Here is a 21,453-nt window from a genome sequence, read left to right as displayed (position 1 = left end):
TTCCATTATATCTTTTTTATCGTTCCTCAAAAAAAGGATGTCATTTCAATCAGGGCTAACAGTATTTATTAGCTTTCTATTTATCCGACAATAAAATTCTTTATAAATTAAATTATAGTTTTAATTCTTTTTTTAAATCAATAATCAATTTATCATCCACATTTAAATAACGTTTGCTACCCAAATATCTATTCTTATTAAAATCATCGTAATTGGCTTCGTTTTCATTCATAGAACTCAAATGTACATTTCCTGAAGAATGAATAAATTCCATTTTGTCATTTCCTAACCAAATACCAACATGAGTTACACGTTGTTTTTTATCTGCAGTAGCTTTTCTTCCAAAAAATAGTAAATCACCTTTTTCTAAATCAGAAAAATCAAGATTTTCATCTACAGTTTTTCCAGCATTAATTTGTTGAGAAGCATCTCTAGGAATGATAAAACCATTCATTAAATACACCATTTTTGTAAAACCACTACAGTCAATTCCTTTGCTAGAAGTTCCTCCCCATAAATAAGGAAACCCAATCATGGTTTTTGCAACTTCTTCAATGTTCTCTTTTGTAGATTCCAAGTTTTGTAACCAAGAAGAATATCTTGTTCCTTCCTCTTTTTTAATATAACCAATCCTGTTATCAGGGTATTTTACCTCATAGAAACTATTATCTTGAGAAATATAATGTAAAATTCCACCTAAAGTAATATCAGAAACTATTTTAGAATTGTTAGATTTATCAGCATAGACATAGCCAGAAGTTTTAGTATAAATTATTTTTTTACGCTGATTCCAATTGTCATAATTTTCTTTATTCATTCTAGTAATTCCACCTCTATCTACCCAAGAAATATATTTATCTGGAGTTTGAACTCTATAAAAATCACCTTTTTTATCCAACACTTTTAAAGTCATCCCTAACAAACCTTGTGTACCTAATTCTGCAGAATGTTTTGGTTTTGATCTAATATTTATTACAGAATTTTTAGCAATAGCATATTGTAAATTTCCAACAGCAGAATCAGGTAAAACACGTACGTTATTAGTGAATTTTAAATTTCTATTTTTTAAACTATCTAATAAAATAGAAAATACTTTTTTAGAAGTTGTTTCTCCTTCTAAAATTATTTGATTGTCAACTTGTTCAAAATTGATATCAAATAGTGCCACTCTTTTATCAGGAGCAAATTCAGCTTTAAGATTAGCATGTATGTTTTTAACTTCAGAAATGGTATTATCTAAGTTATTACAAGAAAACAGCACTAGTAAAATAAGTAGCGAAAAATGTTTTAATAATTTCATTAAATAGGATTTTTAGCTAAAGTACAAAAAATCAAAACTCAAAAAAATTGAATTCTCTAAAGGATTGTTTTATATTTGAAATAAATCATTTTAACTCAATGCAATACCAAGACTCGTTAGCATTTGCTAAACAACAAGATAAAGAAGATTCACTTTCTAATTTAAGAAAAAAGTTTCACATTCCTAAAGATAAAAATGGAAACGATTGGTTGTATTTTACAGGAAATTCATTGGGGTTACAGCCAAAATCAACTAAAGAATATATCAATCAAGAATTAGAAGATTGGGCAAATTTAGGAGTAGAGGGGCATTTTGAAGCTAAAAATCCATGGATAAAATACCATGAATCTCTTAATGTAAAAATGGCAAAAATTGTAGGAGCAAAACCTATTGAAGTTGGTGTTATGAATACGCTTACAACAAATTTGCATTTGCTAATGGTGTCTTTTTACAGGCCAACAAAAAAAAAATATAAAATTGTAATAGAATCAGATGCTTTTCCTTCAGATAGATATGCTGTACAATCACAATTAAAATTTCATGGTTTTTCTGAAGATGATGTTATAGAATGGAAACCAAGAAAAGGAGAAGAACTTTTAAGAATAGAAGATTTAGAAACAATTGTTTCTGAACAAGGAGGTGAAATTGCTTTGTTGTTAATTGGAGGTGTAAATTATTATACAGGTCAGTATTTAGATTTACAAAGAGTTGCAGAAATTGGACATTCTAAAGATTGTATTGTAGGAATTGATTTAGCACATGGAGCTGGAAATATTCAACCAAACTTACACGATTCTAATGTAGATTTTGCAGCTTGGTGTACGTATAAATATTTAAATGCAGGTCCAGGAAGCTTATCTGCAATATTTGTGCATGAAAAACATGCAAAAAATAAGGATTTACCACGTTTTGCAGGTTGGTGGAATCATAACAAAGAAACACGTTTTAATATGCGAATGCCTTTTGATGTTATGGATGGTGCAGAAGGTTGGCAGTTAAGTAATCCACCAATATTATCTATGGCAGCTATAAAAGCTTCTTTAGATATGTTTGATGAGGTTGGAATGGATGTTTTAAGAAAAAAATCAAAAAACCTAACAGGTTATTTCGAGTTTTTAATCAATGAAATTGGTTCTGAAGATATTAAAATTATCACACCAATAAATCCAAAAGAGAGAGGCTGTCAATTATCAATTCAAGTTAAGAATGCTGATAAAAGTTTACATAAAAAACTTACAGAAAATCATATAATTACAGATTGGAGAGAACCAGATGTTATACGTTGTGCGCCAACGCCAATGTATAATACTTATGAAGATGTGTTTAGGATGGTTTCAATTTTAAAAGAGTTGTTATAAATGAACAAAAAAGATAAAATAGTAATTATAGGTGCAGGTTTATGTGGTTCTTTATTAGCCTTAAGATTAGCACAAAGAGGTTATAAAATTGAATTATTTGAAAGTAGACCAGATCTTAGAAAAGTAGATATTTCTGCTGGTAGATCTATCAATTTAGCATTGTCAGACAGAGGTTTTAAAGCTTTACGATTGTGTGGAGTAGAAGAGCAAGCAAAAGAAATCTGTATGCCCATGTATGGTAGATTAATTCATGACAGAAAAGGAAATGAGTTTTCATCAAATTATTCGGGAAGAGAAAACGAATACATCAACTCTATTTCTAGAGGAGATTTAAATGGCGTTTTATTAACAGAAGTAGAAAAGCACAAAAATGTTACGTTATATTTTAATACGAGAAGTAAAAAAGTAGATTTAGATAATGCTACTGTTTACTTTACAAATTACTTAACCAATAAAGAAACTATAGTAAAAGCAGATGTTATTTTTGGAGCAGATGGAGCAGGTTCTTCACTAAGAAAAAGTTATTATTTAGAAAAGAAATTCTTGTTTAGTTTTTCTCAAAACTATTTAAATCACGGTTATAAAGAGTTAGAAATTCCTGCAAGTAAAAAAGGTAAACATCAAATAAGTAAAGAACATTTACATATATGGCCTCGTGGAGATTTTATGTTAATTGCTTTACCAAATTTAGATGGTAGCTTTACAGTAACCTTATTTTTAAGTTATAATGAAGGCGAATTTAATTTCGAAAACTTAACGTCAGAAGAAAAAATAACACAGTTTTTTGAGCAAGAATTTCCAGATGCTTTAAAGTTGATTCCGAATATAAAAGAAGAATTTTTAAACAATCCAACAGGTGTTTTAGGTACTGTAAAATGTTCACCTTGGTTTTATCAGAACAAAACTACGTTAATGGGAGATGCTGCTCATGCCATTGTTCCTTTTTATGGACAAGGAATGAATGCTTCTTTTGAAGATATTACTGTTTTCGATGAAGTTTTAGACCAAAATTTAGAAAGTTGGGAAGCTGTTTTTAAAGCCTATCAAAAAGTAAGAAAACCAGACACAGATGCCATTGCAGATTTAGCGATAGACAATTTTCATGAAATGAGAAATCATGTTGCAAATCCTGTTTTTAAAGAAAAAAGAAAATTAGAAATGAGTTTAGAAAAAACGTTTCCTACTGAGTATTTTTCAAAATATTCTTTGGTTACTTTTAATGAAAACATTGGCTATAATGAAGCTCTAAAAAAAGGAAGAGCGCAAGACAAAGTGTTGTTAAATCTAATTGCAGACGATTCAATTCAGACGAAAACAGACATGACAAAACCAGAATTGAGAGTTATTTTAGAGAAAGTAAAAATTGAAACAAATAAGACTTTAGAGGAGGATAAAATAGCTAGATTGTAAAACTAACTAAATGTCTCCTCGAGCGCAGTCGGGAGGATGAAAAATGTAAAATCAATTAAAATGTCTCCTCGAGCGCAGTCGAGAGGTAATTATGAAAACGTATTACGTATACATATTAAAATGTTCAGATAATTTTTTGTACACAGGAATTACAAATAATATAGAAAGAAGATTTGAAGAACATCAAAAAGGATTAAATAAAAACTGTTTTACTTTTAAAAGAAGACCATTGAAATTAATTTTTCATCAAGTTTTTAATGATGTTGAACAAGCTATTTATTTTGAAAAGAAAATTAAGAAATGGAGTTCAAAGAAAAAGTTAGCATTAGCAAATGATGATTTTGATATGTTAAAAATTCTTTCTGAATGTAGAAATGCAACACATTATAAGTATAATTCAGATAAAAAATAGTTCTCGACTGCGCTCGAACAGACAATACAAAATGAAAACATACATTATTTTATTACGCGGAATAAACGTCTCAGGAAAAAACAAACTTCCAATGGCAGATTTACGCACTTTATTAAACGATTTAGGTTTCAAAAACGTACAAACGTATATTCAAAGTGGAAACATTATTTTAGAATCTGAAGAAGGAAAGTCAGTAGTTTGTAATAAAATTAAAGAAGGTATTCAAAGCAAATTCGGTTATGATGTTCCAGTAATTGCAAGAACAATTCCAGAATGGAAAAAAGCAATTGCTAAGTATCCATTTCCAATAGATAATACTAAAATAGTAGCTTTTGTATTTTTAAATAAAAAAGTATATGAAACAAAAATAGATGTAAAAGGTATCAATAACGATGAATATTTAATCGATAATGATATGATTTACATTTATTGTCAATCAGGATTTGGAAAAACAAAACTTTCTAATAATTTGTTTGAAAGAAAATTAAACGTCACAGCAACAACTAGAAATTATAAAACAACCATAAAGTTGTTAGAATTAGCAACAGATTCATAAAATGATGTATACAATTATTGGTGCAGGAATTGGCGGACTTACAACAGCATTAGCTTTTGAGAAGAAAGGAATCGAATATCAAATTTTTGAAAAAGCACCAGTATTAAATGAAGTTGGAGCAGGAATTTGGTTAGCGCCAAATGCATTGCAAGTTTTAGAGAGTTTAGGAGTTCTTGATGAGGTACAATCTCTGGGGAACTCTATTGATAGAATAACAATTGGTAAACAAGATTTATCACCACTTTCAGACAGCTCTCAAGATTTTATAAAAGATATTTTTGGTTATACAACAGTTGCAATTCATAGAGCAGCACTCCAAAAGTTATTATTTTCTAAAATCCCAAAAGAAAAAATATTTTTAAATAAAGGTTTTGAGTCATTTAAAGAATTAGCATCAAAAAAAATAGAAATTACTTTTAATGATAACTCGAAAACGGAAACAGATTTTTTAATTGCTGCAGATGGTATAAATTCTAAAGTTAGAAAACAATTATTTCCAGAAAGTAGTAAAAGATATTCTGGTCAGACTTGTTGGAGAGGAGTTACAAATTACACGTTAAATGAAGAACATTTACATCAAGGCTTTGAGCTTTGGGGAAATAAAATTCGATTCGGAATTTCTAAAGTTGCAAAAGATAAAGTGTATTGGTTTGCAGTTGCTTTGTCTAAAGAAAATCAGAAAAAAGAGGTTACTTTAGTTAAAGGTAAATTATTAAAAATGTTTGCTGAATTTCATCCATTAATTACTGATTTAATAAGTAATACTGAAGAAAGTCAAATTATTAAAAGTGATATTCATGATTTAAAGCCACTAAAAAAGTGGTATAAAAATAATATTTGTTTATTAGGTGATGCAGGTCATGCAACAACACCAAATATGGGACAAGGAGGAGCACAAGCAATTGAAGATGCATTTTATTTAAGCAATGTAATTGCTGATAATAAAGATGGAAATGTGTTTGAGTTATTTCAACAAAAAAGGCAAAATAAAGTCAATTTGGTTGTAAATCAATCTTGGACAACAGGTAAAATGGCGCATTGGAAATATGGCCAAAGTATTCGTAATTTTATATTAAAAAATGTTCCTAAAAGTATTATTAACAAAAAAATGATTGAGTTGTACCAACTTGAAAAATAAAAATGAATAAAGAAATAAAAGAAATAATTATTGCAGTTTGTGATGAGAAAATTGCCAAAAAAGGAACCAATGTTGGTTTGTCTTTTTATGCGTTTTTTAAGAATAAAAATGACAATCCTGTTTTGTTAATGGAAGTTGCCAAATGGTGGATTGAAACGCACAAATTAGATCATTTTGAAAAAGCGATTAAGATTAAGAAAATGATTCAGAATAATTTATAATATATTTTAATAAAAAGTAATGAATATTGAAGACATTAGAAATGATATTTTAAACTATAATGATAAACTGTTTTTTAATAGTGCAAGTTCATCATTACCAGCTACATCAGTTGTAAAAAAAATTACAGATTATTTAATTGAAGAGCAGCAAATAGGTGGTTATAAAATTGAAGAAGAGCGTAGTGAAGATATTAATGGTTTTTATGTGCAATCCTCTAAATTGTTAGGATGTAAACCTAATAATATTGCGTTTGCCTATAATTCTACAGACGCATACAGTAAAGCCTTATTGTCTATTGATTTTAAGAAAAATGATGTTATAATTACGTCAGATGATGATTATGTATCTAATCACTTTCAATTTATTGCATTACAAAAACGAATTGGGGTAAAAATAATTCGAATAAAAACATTAGTTAATGGAGATTTAGATATTCATAATTTTAAAGAGTTAGTAGCTAAGTATCATCCAAAATTAGTAGCAGTTACTCATGTACCTACAAACTCAGGATTAGTACAAGATGTGGTTACAATTGGAGGTATTTGTAGTCAAAATAATATTTTGTTTTTATTAGATGCTTGTCAATCTGTAGGGCAATTAGTGGTTGATGTTAAAAAAATAAAATGTGATTTTTTAGTTGTAACAGGACGTAAATGGCTCAGAGGCCCAAGAGGAACAGGTATTTTATATGTCTCAAATAATGTTTTAGATCAAGGTTTATATCCTTTAACAATTGATGGTAATGGTGCACTATGGAATAAAGAAGATGATTTTGAGATTTTTAAAACTGCAAAACGGTTTGAATTGTTCGAATCTTCAAGAGCATTGGTTGTTGGGTTTGCTGAAGCATTACGTTATTTAAATGCTATTGGAATAGAGCAGGTAGAATCAACAAACAAAAACTTAATTACAAAGTTAAGAACAAATTTAAATGATATTAAAGGGGTAAAAATATTTGATAAAGGTTCTGTTACATCAAGTATTTTAACTTTTAGAAAAGAAGGTAAGTCTTTAGAAGAAATTAAAACTAAGTTTCAAAAAAATAATGTATTTTATAGTGTAAGTGCAAAGCCTTGGGGATTCATAGATTTTGAGAAGAAAGATATAGATTGGGTTATACGTTTATCACCTCATTATTTTAATACAGAAAAAGAAATAAATAAAGTGTCAGAAATAATTGAATCAATTTAACAGTTTTAAATTGAGATAATTTAAAATAATTTAACATGAATTTAGTGCAGCCTTTAAATTTTAAAAAGTGGATAGATGAACATCGTCATTTATTAAAACCACCAGTTGGTAACAAGCAGGTTTGGGATAATGGCGAATATATTGTGATGGTTGTTGGTGGACCAAATAACAGAAATGATTATCATTATAATGAAACACCAGAGTTTTTTTATCAGGTAGAAGGAGATATGGTTTTGAAGATTATTGATGATAATGGAAAACCAGTTGATGTGGAAATTAATGAAGGTGATATTTATTTATTGCCAGCAAAAGTGCCACACTCTCCACAAAGAAAAGCAAATACAGTTGGTTTGGTAATTGAATATCCAAGAAAAAAGAAGATGAAAGATGCTTTGTCTTGGTATTGTGAAAACTGTGGAAATCTGCTGTACAAAAAGAAGTTTAAATTAGAAAATATTGAAGTGGATTTACCAATAATTTTTGATAAATTTTATTCTGACAAAGAAAAATGTACTTGTAACAAATGTGGAACAGTAATGGAAGCACCTGAAAAAATCAAATAGTTTACAGTTTTCAGTAGCAGTTTCTAGTAAGGTAAATACTGCAAACTGCAACTGCTAACTAATTTCTATCCTTGACATTGTTTTAATACAGATTCTGCTCTTTGTAACATAAACTTCGGATAAAATTCAATATCAATTTTTTCTTTTTTACTTAGTTCGATTGCACGTTTTATTTCTGCACAATATGGTTTTGTAGATTTTCCAAAGAATTTAGCAGATCCCATATTCCACTCTGCATTTCCTAAAACAACTCTTGGGTTTTCTGGAGCAATTTGTAATGCTTTAGCATATAGCATACTATTTTTTCCGCCTAAAGTCATTCCGTATTTTTGTCCGTCAAAAGCAATATATCCTAAGTTTAAAAACGCTTGTGTAATTAAAATTTCTGGATTGTTTTCTGAATTTGATTTTGCAACATCTAAAAACTCTTGTGCCTTTGTTAATTTTGCTTTTAGTACTGCTTCATCTTTAAGTCCAAAACTTCCAATAATTTCTACAGTTGCAGCATAATAAAGCGCTAACCAGTTTTCTGGTTCTGCTTTTGATATTCTTTCAAATAATTGTGAGGCTTCTGTCATTTTTCCTTGTTCCCAAAAATCAAATGCTTTTTGCATTCCTTTTTGATATTTTGTTTGCGCAGAAATCCCTGTCGCAATGAAAATTGCGATGATAATTGTAAATTTTTTCATGATGTAAGAGTTTAAATTGTTTTTTTAAATTGATATTTAATAATAAAGTAAGCCACTATAATATTTGGCACCCAGCATAACCAAGCAATTAGTTTGTATGCTGGTAAAAAACCACCCATAATAGGTATGAAGATTGGTAAGTATATTCTTAAAGTTACAGCAGCAAAACAAATGGCATAACTGTAAATCATTAGTTTTTGGTGTTGTATGATATTCCCTTTTTTAATAGTTGTAAAAGCAAATAGCGTTGTTAAAAACCATGCAATTGCCATGGTCATAAATCCTGATTTTGCAATAATACCTCCAGTTGCAAAGTAACCAATATATAAACCTGAAACCCCACTCAATAAAACAGAAATCACATATATTTTACCAATCTTTTTATGAAGTTCTAATTTTTTTAATCTTAGTTTTTTATTGAATTGTAACCAACCAATTAACAATGCAATTCCTCCTAAAATAATGTGTGTGTAAAACATTGTATTCCAAAGATTATTTGCTAAAAGCTCTGATGATTTACTTGCTAATAGACCAAATTTCACATCAGGAACTATGAAGTACACTATTGGATATAGGCCAATTAAAACAGCTAATACAGCTATTATATAATAGGATATTTTTTTTAAAACCATATTAGTTTACATTGATTGTTAAAGTAATGTCTTTAGTTACATTAAATTTAGCGTCTTTGTATTTTGGAGGTCCCATAAAACCAGTTGCATCATTAGACATACCTGTTGGTTCTTTTGGAATTCCTATAAAATTAGTATCCATTTTTTTGTTGTCATTTGCGTCATGAAAGGCAGATACAGCATAAACTCCTGCAGGAATATCTTTTAAAGTAACAGTTGCTTTTTTATCAACTATTTTTACAATAGTTCCTTTTAATGGTTTTTTTAAAAAACTTTCTTCTTTGTTGTAAATGGCAACATATAAATTTCCTTTATCAGATTTCATTCCTTTAAAATCTAAAGTAACTGTATGTTTTTCTTGAGCTGAAGTTGAAAAGATTCCACTAAAAATAAATGCCGTAATTAAAAGTAAGTTTTTCATGATGTTTGTTTTTTGATGATTCAAATATCTGATCTTTCTAAGTGAATTACACAAGAATAATACCGAATTGTTATTTTTTATTGCTGAATTGTAATAAGAGCATTTATTTGTTTAAAAACTTTTTCAGTTTCTAAAGTTAATGCTTCTAAATGTCCTTTTTCTGAGACAAAGAATTTTTTAGGTTCTAATGCATTTTTATAAACTATTTCAGACTGATTTATTGGAATGGATTTATCTATTTTTCCATGAATAATTAGTTTTGGGACATTTTTAATTTCTTTTATTTCTTCTTTGGAAGGATACATATTTCCTAATGTATTTTCTAAAAAAGGATGAACTTCTACAGGAGCAAATAATTTAGCTACATCTGCAAATGATGCAAAACCACCATCTAAAATTAAAGCAGCTACATTTTCTTGATGTTTTTTTGTAAAACTTGTTGCAATTTGACAACCTAATGAAGCACCATAAACTACTAGTTTTGTATTTTTTATGGCTTCTATTGATTTCATTTTTGTATAAACAGTTTCTACGTCTTTCAAAATATTTAGATGTGTTGGTTTTCCTGATGATTTTCCATAACCTCTAAAGTCTACAGCATACACTTGATAATCATTTTTAACCAAAGACGCAATCATATACATATAAGTAGAAATATTCCCACCAGCTCCATGAAAAAATAAAACGGTTGCTTTTGGAGAAGTTTTTGGTTGAAAAAAAGCAGTGTGAATGGAATCTTTTTCTACAGAGATAAAATCTTCTGAATAAGGAATTTTTACTTCTTTCCATTCTTTTTTAGGAAAGTAAAACCTTTCTTCGAATTGTGCATTTGTAAATTGAAAGAAGACAAGAAATAGGATTGTAATTTTTATAGTTTTCATGAAATGTTGTTTTTTGATGTTTAGTTATTTTTGAAATTTTCTGTAAGTTCTTAAATTAGTCTAGCCCTGATTGAAACGGCATCCTTTTTTTGTTTTTCTCAAAAAAAGATATAGTGAAAAGCAGGAAATAGCTCCAAATAAAATTATAAATTATCTAATTGGTTTGTTTTTTTGTTGTCACTAATTGTCCAGAAGAAACCTACAAAAAAGAAGCTGTCTGCATTAGGTATAATGGCTTGTCTATTGAAGTTTCCATTCGATTCTGCAGTGTTTTTGTAATTGTATCCAAACACATTTTGAGTACCTAAAATGTTGTTTACAGATAGATATAATATTTTTTGTTGATCGATTAAATATGCCCAATTTAAACTTAGAGAGTTGTAGTTTTTGGTTTGATTGTTTAAAAAACCAGCTTCATTTGGATTGGTGTAGTTTCTGCCAGAAGCAAAATTATAACTAAAACCAATTTGACTTTTCCAATCTTCTACCCAATGTTTAGCTACCACAGATAAATTATGTTTAGAAGCAAAATTTGGTCTTGCAGCAGTAGGATAATTCTTGTAATTTCTTTCTGTATCTAAGTATGAATAAGAAACCCAATAATCTGTGTTTTTTATTTTATCATTTTGTCTCCAAAAAATATCTACTCCTTTAGCAAAACCAGTTCCGTTATTGTTAAAATTGCTTGTAAAAATTGGTGTATTATCATCGTATTTTACCAAGTCTTTATAATCTTTGTAGTAGGCTTCAATTCTAAAAATTTGACCTTGTTTTACAGATTGATAATTGGCAATTAAATGTGATGTGTTTTCTGCTTTAAAATCTTGACTAAATTTTAAGTATTCGTTTTTAGGATTCTGATAAAACAGACCATAAGCTAATGAGAACTGTGAGTTTTTTCCAGATTTGTATGCTATTGATGCTCTTGGAGAAATTGTAAACCCATTTAATAATTCTGAGTTTTCTGCACGAATTCCGATTTTTGTAGCCAATTTTTTAGAAAAGAAAATGTCTGTTTCGGCAAAAGAAGCAAATAGGTTATTGTTAAATCCGTATTCGAATTTATTGCTGTTATTTGGTGTGTAATCTTCATTAAAATCGGTTACAAAATACTCAGATCCAAAACTGATTTTAAATCGATTAGAAAACTGCTTTTTTAACTTCGCTTTAAAATGCATTGAGTTTTCTGTATTGGTTACTAAATCGTCTATAATTTTAATATTAGAATGATCGTTTGTAAAACTAAAACCAGTTTCAAGTTTCCAATTATCACCAAATCTATTCTTGTAAGAAGTATTAAAATAAAGGTTTCTGTTTTTTAATCCGAAACGAAAACCATCAACAAAATTAATGTCATCTTGTATCACATCTAAGTCTGAATAGCTAAAAGCACCATATACTTTTAGTAAAGATTCGTTTTTTAATTTATGTCTGTACACCATTTCTCCATTTAAAGCTTGTACAGGTTTTTTCCAAGTATTTCTATCAGGAAAAGCTTCTTGATATGGAGCTAAATTAATATAAGATGCATTTACACTAAATGAATTATTGTCCCAAATTTGTGTATTTCCTATTCCTAAGCCTAAAGTCATAAAAGATAAGTCTGTTTTTTCTTCTATAGGTTCATCAATGGTGTTGAGTTGTAAAACGCTCGATAATGCTTGTCCATACTCTGCAGAATAACCACCTGTAGAAAAAGACATTCCTTTAAATAAAAACGGAGAAAATCTTCCGCGAGTTGGCATATTGTTTGGGCTAGCTGCATAAGGTGTAAAAACACGAATACCGTCTATAAAAATTTGAGTTTCTTCTGCTTCTCCTCCTCTTACAAATAAACGTCCATCTTCATCTACTGTAGAAGTTCCTGGTAATGTTTGAAAAGCACCCATAACATCACCTAAAGCACTTGCTGTTGTAACTATATCTAAAGGTTTTAGAACAGTAACTTTGGCTTTTTCACCAGCTTCAAAAGTTCCTGCATTTATAACAACTGCGTCTAAAGAATTTACATCGTCTTTTAATTTTACTTTTAAATTTTTTAGTGATGTAACATCGGCAGTTTTAATATACGTTTCAAAAGAAATAAAAGAAATAACTAAAGTTTGTTTACCTTTTTCTGAAGTTAAAAAAGAGAATTCTCCTTTATCATTGGTTGAGGTTCCATCATAAGTTCCGTCTAAATAAACATTGGCTCCGTTTATAGGATTGTTTTTAGAATCGGTTACTTTTCCAGAAATCATTGTCTGTGCCATTAATGAAAATTGGCAAATTGTAAATAATATAAATAGTATTCGTTTCATCAGTATTGGTTTTTTTTGATGATACAAAGATGTGGAGCTATTCGTTCTTAAAATAAAAACAAATACCGAGTTGTAATTTTTAAATGATGAGTTGTAAAAAAGAAATTATTGGACGTTAAAACGTAAAACCGTTTTCAGTTTTTCTGCAGATACTTTTCTAAAGTCTGATAAATAAATTTCTCTATGAATTTTAGAAACTCTTTTTAAACCTTTATTTTTAGTGAATTCTTCCATGATTTTAAAAGTAGCAGGTTCATCATCATAAGAACCTATATGAAGCATTTGTACACATTTTCCTTCAGTAATTTTTTCGAATTTTACTTTATCGAATAAATAATTTGGTTTCTTTAGTTTAGTTTTTTCAATAACCTCTATAACATATTCTTTCGTAATAAAATTGGGTTGACGAATCATTAGCGTAAAAACCAAATCGTCTTTATTTAGTTTCGTGTTTTCTGTATAATTCTTTTTTGCTTCTTCAGTAATATCCCAAACACCTTCTAAAGGATACACAGTATAATCGTAATAATTTTCTAAAACAGGATTCTTTTTCAACCCCATTTTAATTCCGTAACAAATAGGATATAAAGCACCAATATATTCTGCAAATTCTGAATTATTTGGATTTCCTTTTCCAGAAATAGTTAAGAAATTAAACTCATGAATTGTAATTAGTTCTGGTTTAACTTTAGGAATGTAAAGTTGTTTTTCTTTTTTTCTCCACTCGTGTTTCATCAAAAATATTTTATAAAATAGGAATACATAAATCTACAATAAACTTATTTTCTGGATGTTCTGCAGCGTTATTATAATAAATTTCAAATGGATCAACTTCAGATTTTTTGTATCCGTTTTCTACCATAAAAGCAAATGAAGATTCCCATGCTTGTTGAAACTCAAAAGGAGCAATTTCTAATCTAGAAACAATGCATTTTGTAGGGCTTAATATTTTTAAATTTACTTCGCCATCAAGCTCAATAGGATCGTTTAAAACGATAGAAGCACTCATTCTTATATTATTTGGATTTGTAATTTTAGGACTGTCATGATAAATAGTAACCATTCTGGTTTGTTCGTTTATCAATCCTTTTGGAGTTGCCCATTTTACCAATTTGTTATATATACTTCCAATTGCTTCAATTCTTCCTTTATGAGAAATAGCTGCTAAATCTAATCTTGGATTTGTTTTAATTTCTGGAGTTGTTTTCATTTTTAACCAATTTAAAGCGTCGTTTACATTGCAAAGATATTGCTCAAAAGTAACAGTTACTTTTCCTATCTTGCTTTCTGTTTTGCTAATCTTGCTATATTTTTCTGGACTTTCTTCTTTGAATTTGTTGGGTGAAATACCATAAAATTTCTTAAACGATTTTGAAAATGCAGACAAATTATTATATCCTACAGCTTCTGCAATTTGTGTAATATTTTTTTCTTTTTGATGTAATAAATACGCAGCAGCTTTTTCAATTCTTTTTCTATTGATAAAATTATGAACTGTTTCTTTCACTACTAGTTTAAATAATCGGTGAAAATGAAAAGGTGAGAAATGGGCTTTTTCTGCAATGATTTCTAAAGATAATTTTTCTGATAAATTACTTTCAATAAATATAATTGCGGTATTTAAGCGAGCAATATTTTCTTTGGCAATTTTAGAAGGAATCATTTTTAAGTTTTTGTAGATAGTAGAATAAAAATCCACTTGCAAAGTATAAAATAATATCTACAACATCTTTGGTATATCTTGCTAAATATTTTGGGAATATGAATTCAAATAAAATACTATACATCAAACATAAATAAAAAATAATGGGTAAGCTTAAAGTATAGTTCTCATTATTTTTAGTCCATTTTAAAACTTGTAAACAGATATAAAGTACAATGGGAATGATTAAAAAATCATTTACATAATGACGAGTAATTCTTGGTAATTGAATATTTAAAAAAGCAGAAAAGTAAATAAAGGCTCCAATAATTATGGAGAAAATAATGTAATAAGAAAGAATTTTTTTCATATTAACCTGCTGCTACCATTGCAATAAACCAAGCTAAACCTGCGCCAATTGCGCTTACAACCATAATCGCAGAATACAATATCCAACCAATAATTTTATATAATATGAAAGGATGTTTTTTTAAACGTTCTGCCAAATTAGGGTTTTCTAATTTGTGTATTGCAGCATCAATTTCTGCTTTTTTTACAGCAAGTTCCTTTTTTTCTCTTTTCTTTTGATGAGAAATTAAAGTATTGCAGTTGCTGCAATAATCATTATTAGTGTTAAAAACACCACAATTAGGACATTTAATGATTCTTTTTACTGCCATTTATTTTCTAAAGCTAAAACTATTTTTATTTTTATAAGGTCTAATAATTAAACGAGTTTCTCTATCAAAACGGATATAGTTATACACCCAATTTAGAAAAACGATGGCTTTGTTTCTAAAACCGATTAAAGAAAATAAGTGAACAAACATCCAAACAAACCAAGCAAAAACTCCTTGAAATTTCCATTTAGGTAAATCTACAACTGCTTTATTTCTACCAATAGTTGCCATAGAACCTTTGTCGTTATAAACAAATGCTTTCTGTTCTTTGTTAAATAATTTTGCGATAATATTTTTTGAAACTAATTTTCCTTGCTGAATGGCAGGTTGAGCCATCATAGGATGCCCATAAGGATTTTCTTCAGATTTCATACAAGCAACATCTCCAATTGCATACACATTTGGGTGTTCTATAACTTGGCTGAATTCATTAACTTTAATTCTAGCAGCTCTTTCAATTACGCATTCATTATTTAAGCCGTCAATCATTTTACCTTTTACTCCAGCTGCCCAAATAACAGTTTCTGCTTTAAAATGATCTTCACCTTTTGTGGTTACAGTTTTACCATCATAATCTAAAACGCGTAAATTTTTCCAAACATTTACACCTAATTTAATTAGAAAATCTTCAGCTTTTTCTGAAGCTTTTGCACTCATTCCTTTCAGTAAACAAGAAGAACTTTGAATTAAATTAATCTGCATTTGACGAATATCTAAATCAGGATAATCTTTTGGTAAAATCCCTTTTTTCATTTCAGCTAACGCCCCAGCTAATTCAACTCCTGTTGGTCCACCACCAACAATTACAAAATTCATTAAGGAGTTTCTTTTTTCTAAATCTGATGTTAATAAAGCTTCTTCAAAGTTTTCTAAAATTAAACTTCTAATGTTTAAAGACTGAGGAATTGACTTCATTTCCATGGTATGTTTTTGGATATTTGTATTTCCAAAAAAATTGGTTGTAGAACCTGTAGCTATAATTAATTCATCATAATCTAAATCTCCAATTGAAGTTTGAATGGTATTCTTATCAGGATTTATTTTTTCAACATCAGCTAATCTAAAATAGAAGTTTTCAACGTCATTAAAACGCTTTCTTAAAGGAAAAGCAATAGAATCTGGCTCTAAACCTCCAGTAGCAACTTGATACAATAAAGGTTGAAATGTATGATAATTATGTTTGTCAATTAAAACAACTTGTAATTCTTGTTCTTCTAACCCTTTTGCAGCTGCTAAACCTGCAAATCCGCCACCAATAATTACAACTCTTGGAAAACTAGTTTGTGGAATGTTCATGTTTGTAATTGTTTTTTTATACTATTTATTTTATAGGGATAAAGTTAGTTTTTTAGATCAAAATCTCTGATTAACATTTCTGTAAATTTAGTTGCTCCAAATTTATTTAGATGGTCTGCATCTTTAAAATATTTTACTTTTTTAATTGAATCTATGTAATATGCAATATCGTTTTTCTTTAATGTTTGTTTAAAAACTTCTTGATTTTTTACATTGTAATAAGGTGATGTGTATAAAATAAGATTTATTTTTTTAGATTTTCCAAATTCCTTAATTTCATTAATTAATTCAGAAGAATATTTATTTTTGAACTGAACACTTGTACTGTCTTTTTTCATTACAGACTCAAGCCCTATGTAAAAAGCTTTTTCTCTATTTTTATTTCCTATTTTAAGTAATAACTCCCTATAACCAATTTTGTAACCATAATTCATATATCTATAAAAAGGAAATTTAGAATCTCCATAATAATCTACATCATATTTTTTTAAATGCTTTTCTACTTCAGGATATTTAATAAATGGCATAAAGTAGCTTGCACCAATAAATGATTTTTTGTTACGTTCTATTAAATCAGATTCATCAACTTGAATAAAGTATTTTTCTGCTTTTATATTTTGCTCAATTAAAAGTTTTAAGGCTAGAAAAGATTCTGTTAATGTTTGACCTGAAGTTCCTAAGTTTAAACTCTCTTTTCCAGTTTCTTTATTAATTAAAGGTGTATTTACATGAAATTCTACTCTTGAAGATCCTAAGAAAATAAAATCATATTGTTTGTTTTTGTTCTGAAATATAAATTCGATTTTGTTTCTAACACCTTTCTTATTTATATAAATATTGGTGTAAACAATATCTAGTATAAATAATAGTACTATTATTATTAAAATTCTAATAGCGATATATGTCGTGAACTTTTTCATTAAAATTGAAAATAGATAAAACTTGAATGATTCGTAAATTGACCGAAAATGAATAACATTATTACAATTAAAAGTTCATTTATATTTTTGAATCTTCCTTCAAAAGGAGTTTCTTTATTTCTATAAAACCATTCAAAAAAACAAAGTATCGGAATTAAAAATAAAATTTCAAAGGAATATCTTTCTAAACCACCAATATAATCTATTTTTAAAGCGTTTTGATTGCTAAAGATTCCAGATATATATTTCCAAGCTTGATTAACAGTTTCTGCCCTAAAAAAGATCCATGCTAATGTGGTTAATATAAAAGTGGATACTATTTGAAATATTTCTTTAAAAGATGGGAAGTATTTATTTTTAGATACAATGTCTGTGTTTACTCTATTTTTATTAGTCAATAAAAGAGGCAAAAAGAAAAGAGCATTCAAGCCACCCCAAACAATGAAGGTCCAATTAGCTCCATGCCAAAAACCACTTACTAAAAAGATTATAAATACATTTCTTATTTGTTTCCATTTAGGTCCTTTAGATCCTCCTAATGGTATATATAAGTAATCTCTAAACCAAGTTGATAATGATATGTGCCATCTTCTCCAAAATTCAGCAATATCTCTTGAAAAGTAAGGGTAATTAAAGTTACGCATCAGTTTAAAACCAAATAACCTTGATGTTCCAATAGCAATATCTGAATATCCAGAAAAATCACCATAAATTTGAAAAGCAAAATAGATTGCTCCTATAATTAATGTTAAACTAGATTGCTCTTGATAAGTGTCAAAAATCTCATTGACATAAATAGCACAATTATCTGCAATTACTATCTTTTTAAAAAGTCCCCATAAAATTAACTTAACCCCAGAAACTGCCAAATCATATTTAAATTTCCTTTTTTGATAAAACTGAGGAAGTAAGTTAGTTGCTCTTTCTATTGGGCCTGCAACTAATTGAGGGAAAAAAGAAACAAAGCTTGCAAATGCAATAAAGTTTTTTGTGGGCTTTAATTTTTTTCTAAAAATATCTATTGAGTAACTTAAAGTTTGAAACGTATAAAAAGAGATTCCTACAGGTAGAATAATGTTAAGTGAGCTTTTATTCATAGAAATACCTAAACTAGACCAAGCATCTATCCAATTGTCTATAAAAAAGTTATAGTATTTAAAAAATCCTAAAACACCTAAATTAAAAAGTATGCTAAACCAAAGTAAATATTTTCTTTTATTTAGAGCTTCTGTTTTATTTAAAAGTACTCCAATTGTATAATCTATTATTGTGCTTAGAAAGATTAATCCTAAAAATTTCCAATCCCACCAACCATAAAAAATATAACTAGCAATTAAAATAAAAAAATTTTGTAGTTGTAATTTTTTAAATACAAACCAATAGAGGAAAAATACTATTGGTAAAAAAAATAAAAACTCAAAAGAATTAAATAACATTTAAAAAGTTGTCTTTTTACAAAAATACATTTTTATTGACGTTGTTTTCGTTTTATTTCTTGTAATGTTTTAGTAGAACTAATAAAATCTGAAACAACTCTTATTTTTACAGTTTTAATGTCTTCATCAAAATATTGTGCCCATTTATCATCATTTAAAAGATGATTTAATTGTTTTACCCTTTTTTGAGCATCAGAAAATGTGAAAAAATAGTTTGTAGTATTTTCTTTTTTGGGTTGAATTTTAGCTGTTTTGTTTTCAAAATCAACTGCAATAAAAAAGTTTTTTTCTGATGAATTAATAGGGTAGAAGTCATTCCAGTTTGCATAACCAATTACAATTTGTTGGTTTTTGTAATTATCATTAGAAATTAATTTCCATCTGCAATTGGCAACTCTTCCCCAATGATTCGATTTTCTGTAAACCCCTTTAGCTGTATAGTAATACGCACTTTCTGATTTACTCTTGTAGTTTGTGTCTTCAGGGAAATCAAAATTATCTATTTGTATAAATTCACAAAAAGTGTGTTTAAAGAAATTGGTTTTGTTATATGTTTTCAAAAATTAGAATTTAAACGTCAGTGGCGAATTTAATGAAGCAATTTGTAATATCATAAAAGAGATTACTCAATTTCTAGCAGTAACATCAAAAAACGCAATCAGATTAATGATTGCGTTTTAATAGTTAAATGTCAGAATCTAAGCTTATTTTTATAATAGACTATTAATTAGCTTTTATAAACTCCCATTTTGTAGCATTTCCTGTCCAAGAGGTAGGAACTTGATTAATTCTTATATCTGTATCTGTAGTATGTGTACTTAAATCATTTCCATTAATTGAACGCATTTTTTTTCCAGACTGACGATTCAACACATATGAATATGTACCATCTATATCATCAATTTGCCATTGTACATAAGTTCCTGAACCAGAGAAAGAATTGGTAGCGTAAATATTAGAATAGTTATTATTATTGGTTGGTCTAAAATACATTCCAGAACCTTTATTTTTAAACCTTACATATCCGTTATCTGTAGGTACAATTTCCCATTGAGTATAATCTCCTGTGTAACTTGTAGGTGTCTGAACCATTAATGTTCCATCAACCCCATCACTATATGGTTTAATTCTATCTCCACTTTGTTTGTTTTGAATATAATAATATTGTGTTATTTTATCTTTTAGCTCTTGTCCTCCAGAATTTAAAGCTCCTGTAGTTTTACTAATCGTATTCCAGCTATTATATAGTACCAAACCATCTACTCCAGCATCAATAGCAGCATCTATTCTAGTAGCTACACCTGAGAATTTTTCATAATTATTAGTTTCTGAATCCCAAACAGGTAAAGAACCTGATTCTGAAATAAAAGTACTCCACGAAGAATGGTTAAATCCTAAGTTATGAGTAGTAGACACTGTAATATAATTTTCAATATTAGTATCTTGAAGAACCTCTATTCCTGCTGGTATGCCCCAAGTACATGATCCTATTAAATCAGCTCCATTTACTTGACCATATAATTCAGAATACACATTATTAATTTGTCCAGCATACCATGCATCACCAGGTTTTCCATCTTCATTAAAAGGACTAATCCAATCGCATTCATAATCTTGTGCAAAAGCTTTTATACGAGTAACCAACGCATTTTTAGAGGCTGTATTATTAACAGGAGAAGTAGCTCCGTTAAGAATTCCATTAGCTATCCTTTGACCTCCAGAAGTTTGTGCCGGATTTGCAAAAATATTGAAACCTCTAGCTACAGCCTCATTATAAAGATAATCGTACATAGTCTCATTTGGGTTTACATTATCTGCAAAAATAGCTATACGTATACCGTTTACTCCCATTTCTTCAAATCCATCAAGCAAATAGTCTACTTCTGTAGTGGTTGCTAATGCATTTGTTATTTGTGCTTGTTTTACATCTCCTAAAACATTCTCTAAATTTCCGACATAATGATGGCCAGCAGATGAAGTTTTAAAATTACTAGTTGTTTGAACTTGTTTTGTTTTTGATGTATTTATGGCGTTGTTTGGTGTTAAATCATATAAGGCCTCTTCACTTGAGCATGAGTATATAAATACTATAGAAATAATTAACAAAGAGTTAATTAATATGTTTTTAATTTTTAACATTTTTAACATTTTTAGAGTTATTAATTAGTTGATAATAGTTGTTTGCAAACATATCTATGCATAGTTAAAAAAAACATTTTTTTATTGTAGTATAAAATTAAAGAAATTTGATATATGAAACATTAGTGCCCTGTATTTGAGATAAAAATAATATTTATATTCAAAAAATGTGAAATATTTATTTTTTTACATTGAATATAGGTAATGTATCAAATGGTAGTTTTAAGTTGTTGATTTGTTTTTAAAATTATAGTAATAGTAAATACT

General features: G+C 28.3%; 23 protein-coding genes. 8 read left to right on the top strand and 15 right to left on the bottom strand.

The genetic code is table 11. From position 1 onward, the window contains the following. Window positions 1–112 precede the first annotated feature (112 nt). Window positions 113–1,300, bottom strand: coding sequence for a C40 family peptidase (locus ABJG40_RS01110; protein ID WP_348022735.1), 1,188 nt, complete (start codon window positions 1,298–1,300; stop codon window positions 113–115). Between the two features lie 98 nt (window positions 1,301–1,398). On the opposite strand from ABJG40_RS01110, the gene kynU reads away from it, so the two are divergent. The 8 genes from kynU to ABJG40_RS01070 all read left to right on the top strand — a co-directional run bounded on the left by kynU (window position 1,399) and on the right by ABJG40_RS01070 (window position 8,150). After that, window positions 1,399–2,658, top strand: a complete 1,260-nt coding sequence (gene kynU / locus ABJG40_RS01105) for a kynureninase (protein WP_348022734.1) — start codon at window positions 1,399–1,401, stop codon at window positions 2,656–2,658. After that, window positions 2,659–4,068: an NAD(P)/FAD-dependent oxidoreductase gene (locus ABJG40_RS01100; RefSeq protein ID WP_348022733.1), complete on the top strand. Its 1,410-nt coding sequence runs from the start codon at window positions 2,659–2,661 to the stop codon at window positions 4,066–4,068. It begins immediately after the preceding gene. Window positions 4,069–4,159: 91 nt separating this feature from the next. After that, the gene (locus tag ABJG40_RS01095; RefSeq protein ID WP_348022732.1) at window positions 4,160–4,480 is read left to right on the top strand and encodes a GIY-YIG nuclease family protein; all 321 of its coding nucleotides are present in this window, start codon (window positions 4,160–4,162) and stop codon (window positions 4,478–4,480) included. A 31-nt stretch (window positions 4,481–4,511) separates the two neighbouring features. Next, a complete protein-coding gene (locus ABJG40_RS01090; protein ID WP_348022731.1) occupies window positions 4,512–5,036 on the top strand; it encodes a DUF1697 domain-containing protein in 525 nt (174 codons plus the stop codon). 1 nt (window position 5,037) lies between these two features. Beyond that, entirely contained in the window at window positions 5,038–6,174 is a 1,137-nt protein-coding gene (locus ABJG40_RS01085) for an FAD-dependent monooxygenase (protein ID WP_348022730.1), read from the top strand. A 2-nt stretch (window positions 6,175–6,176) separates the two neighbouring features. Beyond that, entirely contained in the window at window positions 6,177–6,395 is a 219-nt protein-coding gene (locus tag ABJG40_RS01080) for a DUF6500 family protein (RefSeq protein ID WP_348022729.1), read from the top strand. Between the two features lie 19 nt (window positions 6,396–6,414). Then, window positions 6,415–7,587: an aminotransferase class V-fold PLP-dependent enzyme gene (locus tag ABJG40_RS01075; protein ID WP_348022728.1), complete on the top strand. Its 1,173-nt coding sequence runs from the start codon at window positions 6,415–6,417 to the stop codon at window positions 7,585–7,587. A 35-nt stretch (window positions 7,588–7,622) separates the two neighbouring features. Continuing rightward, a complete protein-coding gene (locus ABJG40_RS01070; RefSeq protein WP_348022727.1) occupies window positions 7,623–8,150 on the top strand; it encodes a 3-hydroxyanthranilate 3,4-dioxygenase in 528 nt (175 codons plus the stop codon). A gap of 65 nt (window positions 8,151–8,215) precedes the next feature. Here ABJG40_RS01070 and ABJG40_RS01065 read toward each other — a convergent pair whose 3' ends face one another. The 14 genes from ABJG40_RS01065 to ABJG40_RS01000 all read right to left on the bottom strand — a co-directional run bounded on the left by ABJG40_RS01065 (window position 8,216) and on the right by ABJG40_RS01000 (window position 21,186). Further along, window positions 8,216–8,839 (bottom strand): hypothetical protein, encoded by a 624-nt coding sequence (locus ABJG40_RS01065; RefSeq protein ID WP_348022726.1) that lies wholly within the window; start codon window positions 8,837–8,839, stop codon window positions 8,216–8,218. 11 nt (window positions 8,840–8,850) lie between these two features. After that, entirely contained in the window at window positions 8,851–9,471 is a 621-nt protein-coding gene (locus ABJG40_RS01060; RefSeq protein WP_348022725.1) for a DUF2306 domain-containing protein, read from the bottom strand. Window position 9,472: 1 nt separating this feature from the next. After that, window positions 9,473–9,892: a DUF2141 domain-containing protein gene (locus ABJG40_RS01055; protein WP_348022724.1), complete on the bottom strand. Its 420-nt coding sequence runs from the start codon at window positions 9,890–9,892 to the stop codon at window positions 9,473–9,475. A gap of 77 nt (window positions 9,893–9,969) precedes the next feature. Further along, entirely contained in the window at window positions 9,970–10,773 is an 804-nt protein-coding gene (locus ABJG40_RS01050) for an alpha/beta fold hydrolase (RefSeq protein WP_348022723.1), read from the bottom strand. 143 nt (window positions 10,774–10,916) lie between these two features. Beyond that, window positions 10,917–13,073, bottom strand: coding sequence for a carboxypeptidase-like regulatory domain-containing protein (locus ABJG40_RS01045; RefSeq protein ID WP_348022722.1), 2,157 nt, complete (start codon window positions 13,071–13,073; stop codon window positions 10,917–10,919). A 105-nt stretch (window positions 13,074–13,178) separates the two neighbouring features. Beyond that, window positions 13,179–13,808, bottom strand: a complete 630-nt coding sequence (locus ABJG40_RS01040) for a GyrI-like domain-containing protein (RefSeq protein ID WP_348022721.1) — start codon at window positions 13,806–13,808, stop codon at window positions 13,179–13,181. 10 nt (window positions 13,809–13,818) lie between these two features. Continuing rightward, complete coding sequence (locus ABJG40_RS01035) at window positions 13,819–14,736, bottom strand: helix-turn-helix domain-containing protein (RefSeq protein WP_348022720.1); 918 nt, start codon at window positions 14,734–14,736, stop codon at window positions 13,819–13,821. Beyond that, the gene (locus ABJG40_RS01030; protein WP_348022719.1) at window positions 14,723–15,085 is read right to left on the bottom strand and encodes a hypothetical protein; all 363 of its coding nucleotides are present in this window, start codon (window positions 15,083–15,085) and stop codon (window positions 14,723–14,725) included. Before ABJG40_RS01030 ends, ABJG40_RS01035 begins: the two co-directional genes overlap by 14 nt. 1 nt (window position 15,086) lies before the next feature. Beyond that, a complete protein-coding gene (locus ABJG40_RS01025; protein ID WP_348022718.1) occupies window positions 15,087–15,395 on the bottom strand; it encodes a hypothetical protein in 309 nt (102 codons plus the stop codon). Continuing rightward, complete coding sequence (locus ABJG40_RS01020) at window positions 15,396–16,691, bottom strand: NAD(P)/FAD-dependent oxidoreductase (protein WP_348022717.1); 1,296 nt, start codon at window positions 16,689–16,691, stop codon at window positions 15,396–15,398. A 44-nt stretch (window positions 16,692–16,735) separates the two neighbouring features. Continuing rightward, a complete protein-coding gene (locus tag ABJG40_RS01015) occupies window positions 16,736–17,611 on the bottom strand; it encodes a hypothetical protein (protein ID WP_348022716.1) in 876 nt (291 codons plus the stop codon). Next, entirely contained in the window at window positions 17,611–19,047 is a 1,437-nt protein-coding gene (locus ABJG40_RS01010) for an MBOAT family O-acyltransferase (RefSeq protein WP_348022715.1), read from the bottom strand. Before ABJG40_RS01010 ends, ABJG40_RS01015 begins: the two co-directional genes overlap by 1 nt. A gap of 32 nt (window positions 19,048–19,079) precedes the next feature. After that, window positions 19,080–19,607: a hypothetical protein gene (locus ABJG40_RS01005; protein WP_348022714.1), complete on the bottom strand. Its 528-nt coding sequence runs from the start codon at window positions 19,605–19,607 to the stop codon at window positions 19,080–19,082. 163 nt (window positions 19,608–19,770) lie between these two features. Continuing rightward, window positions 19,771–21,186 carry an RICIN domain-containing protein gene (locus ABJG40_RS01000; protein WP_348022713.1) on the bottom strand — a complete coding sequence of 472 codons (1,416 nt, stop codon included), beginning with the start codon at window positions 21,184–21,186 and terminating at the stop codon, window positions 19,771–19,773. Between the last annotated feature and the right edge of the window lie 267 nt (window positions 21,187–21,453).

The sequence above is a fragment of the Polaribacter sp. genome (assembly GCF_039939415.1).
Classification (GTDB): domain Bacteria; phylum Bacteroidota; class Bacteroidia; order Flavobacteriales; family Flavobacteriaceae; genus Polaribacter.
Note: the sequence above shows the minus strand (reverse complement) of the source record. Positions and strands in the feature narration are given on the sequence as shown.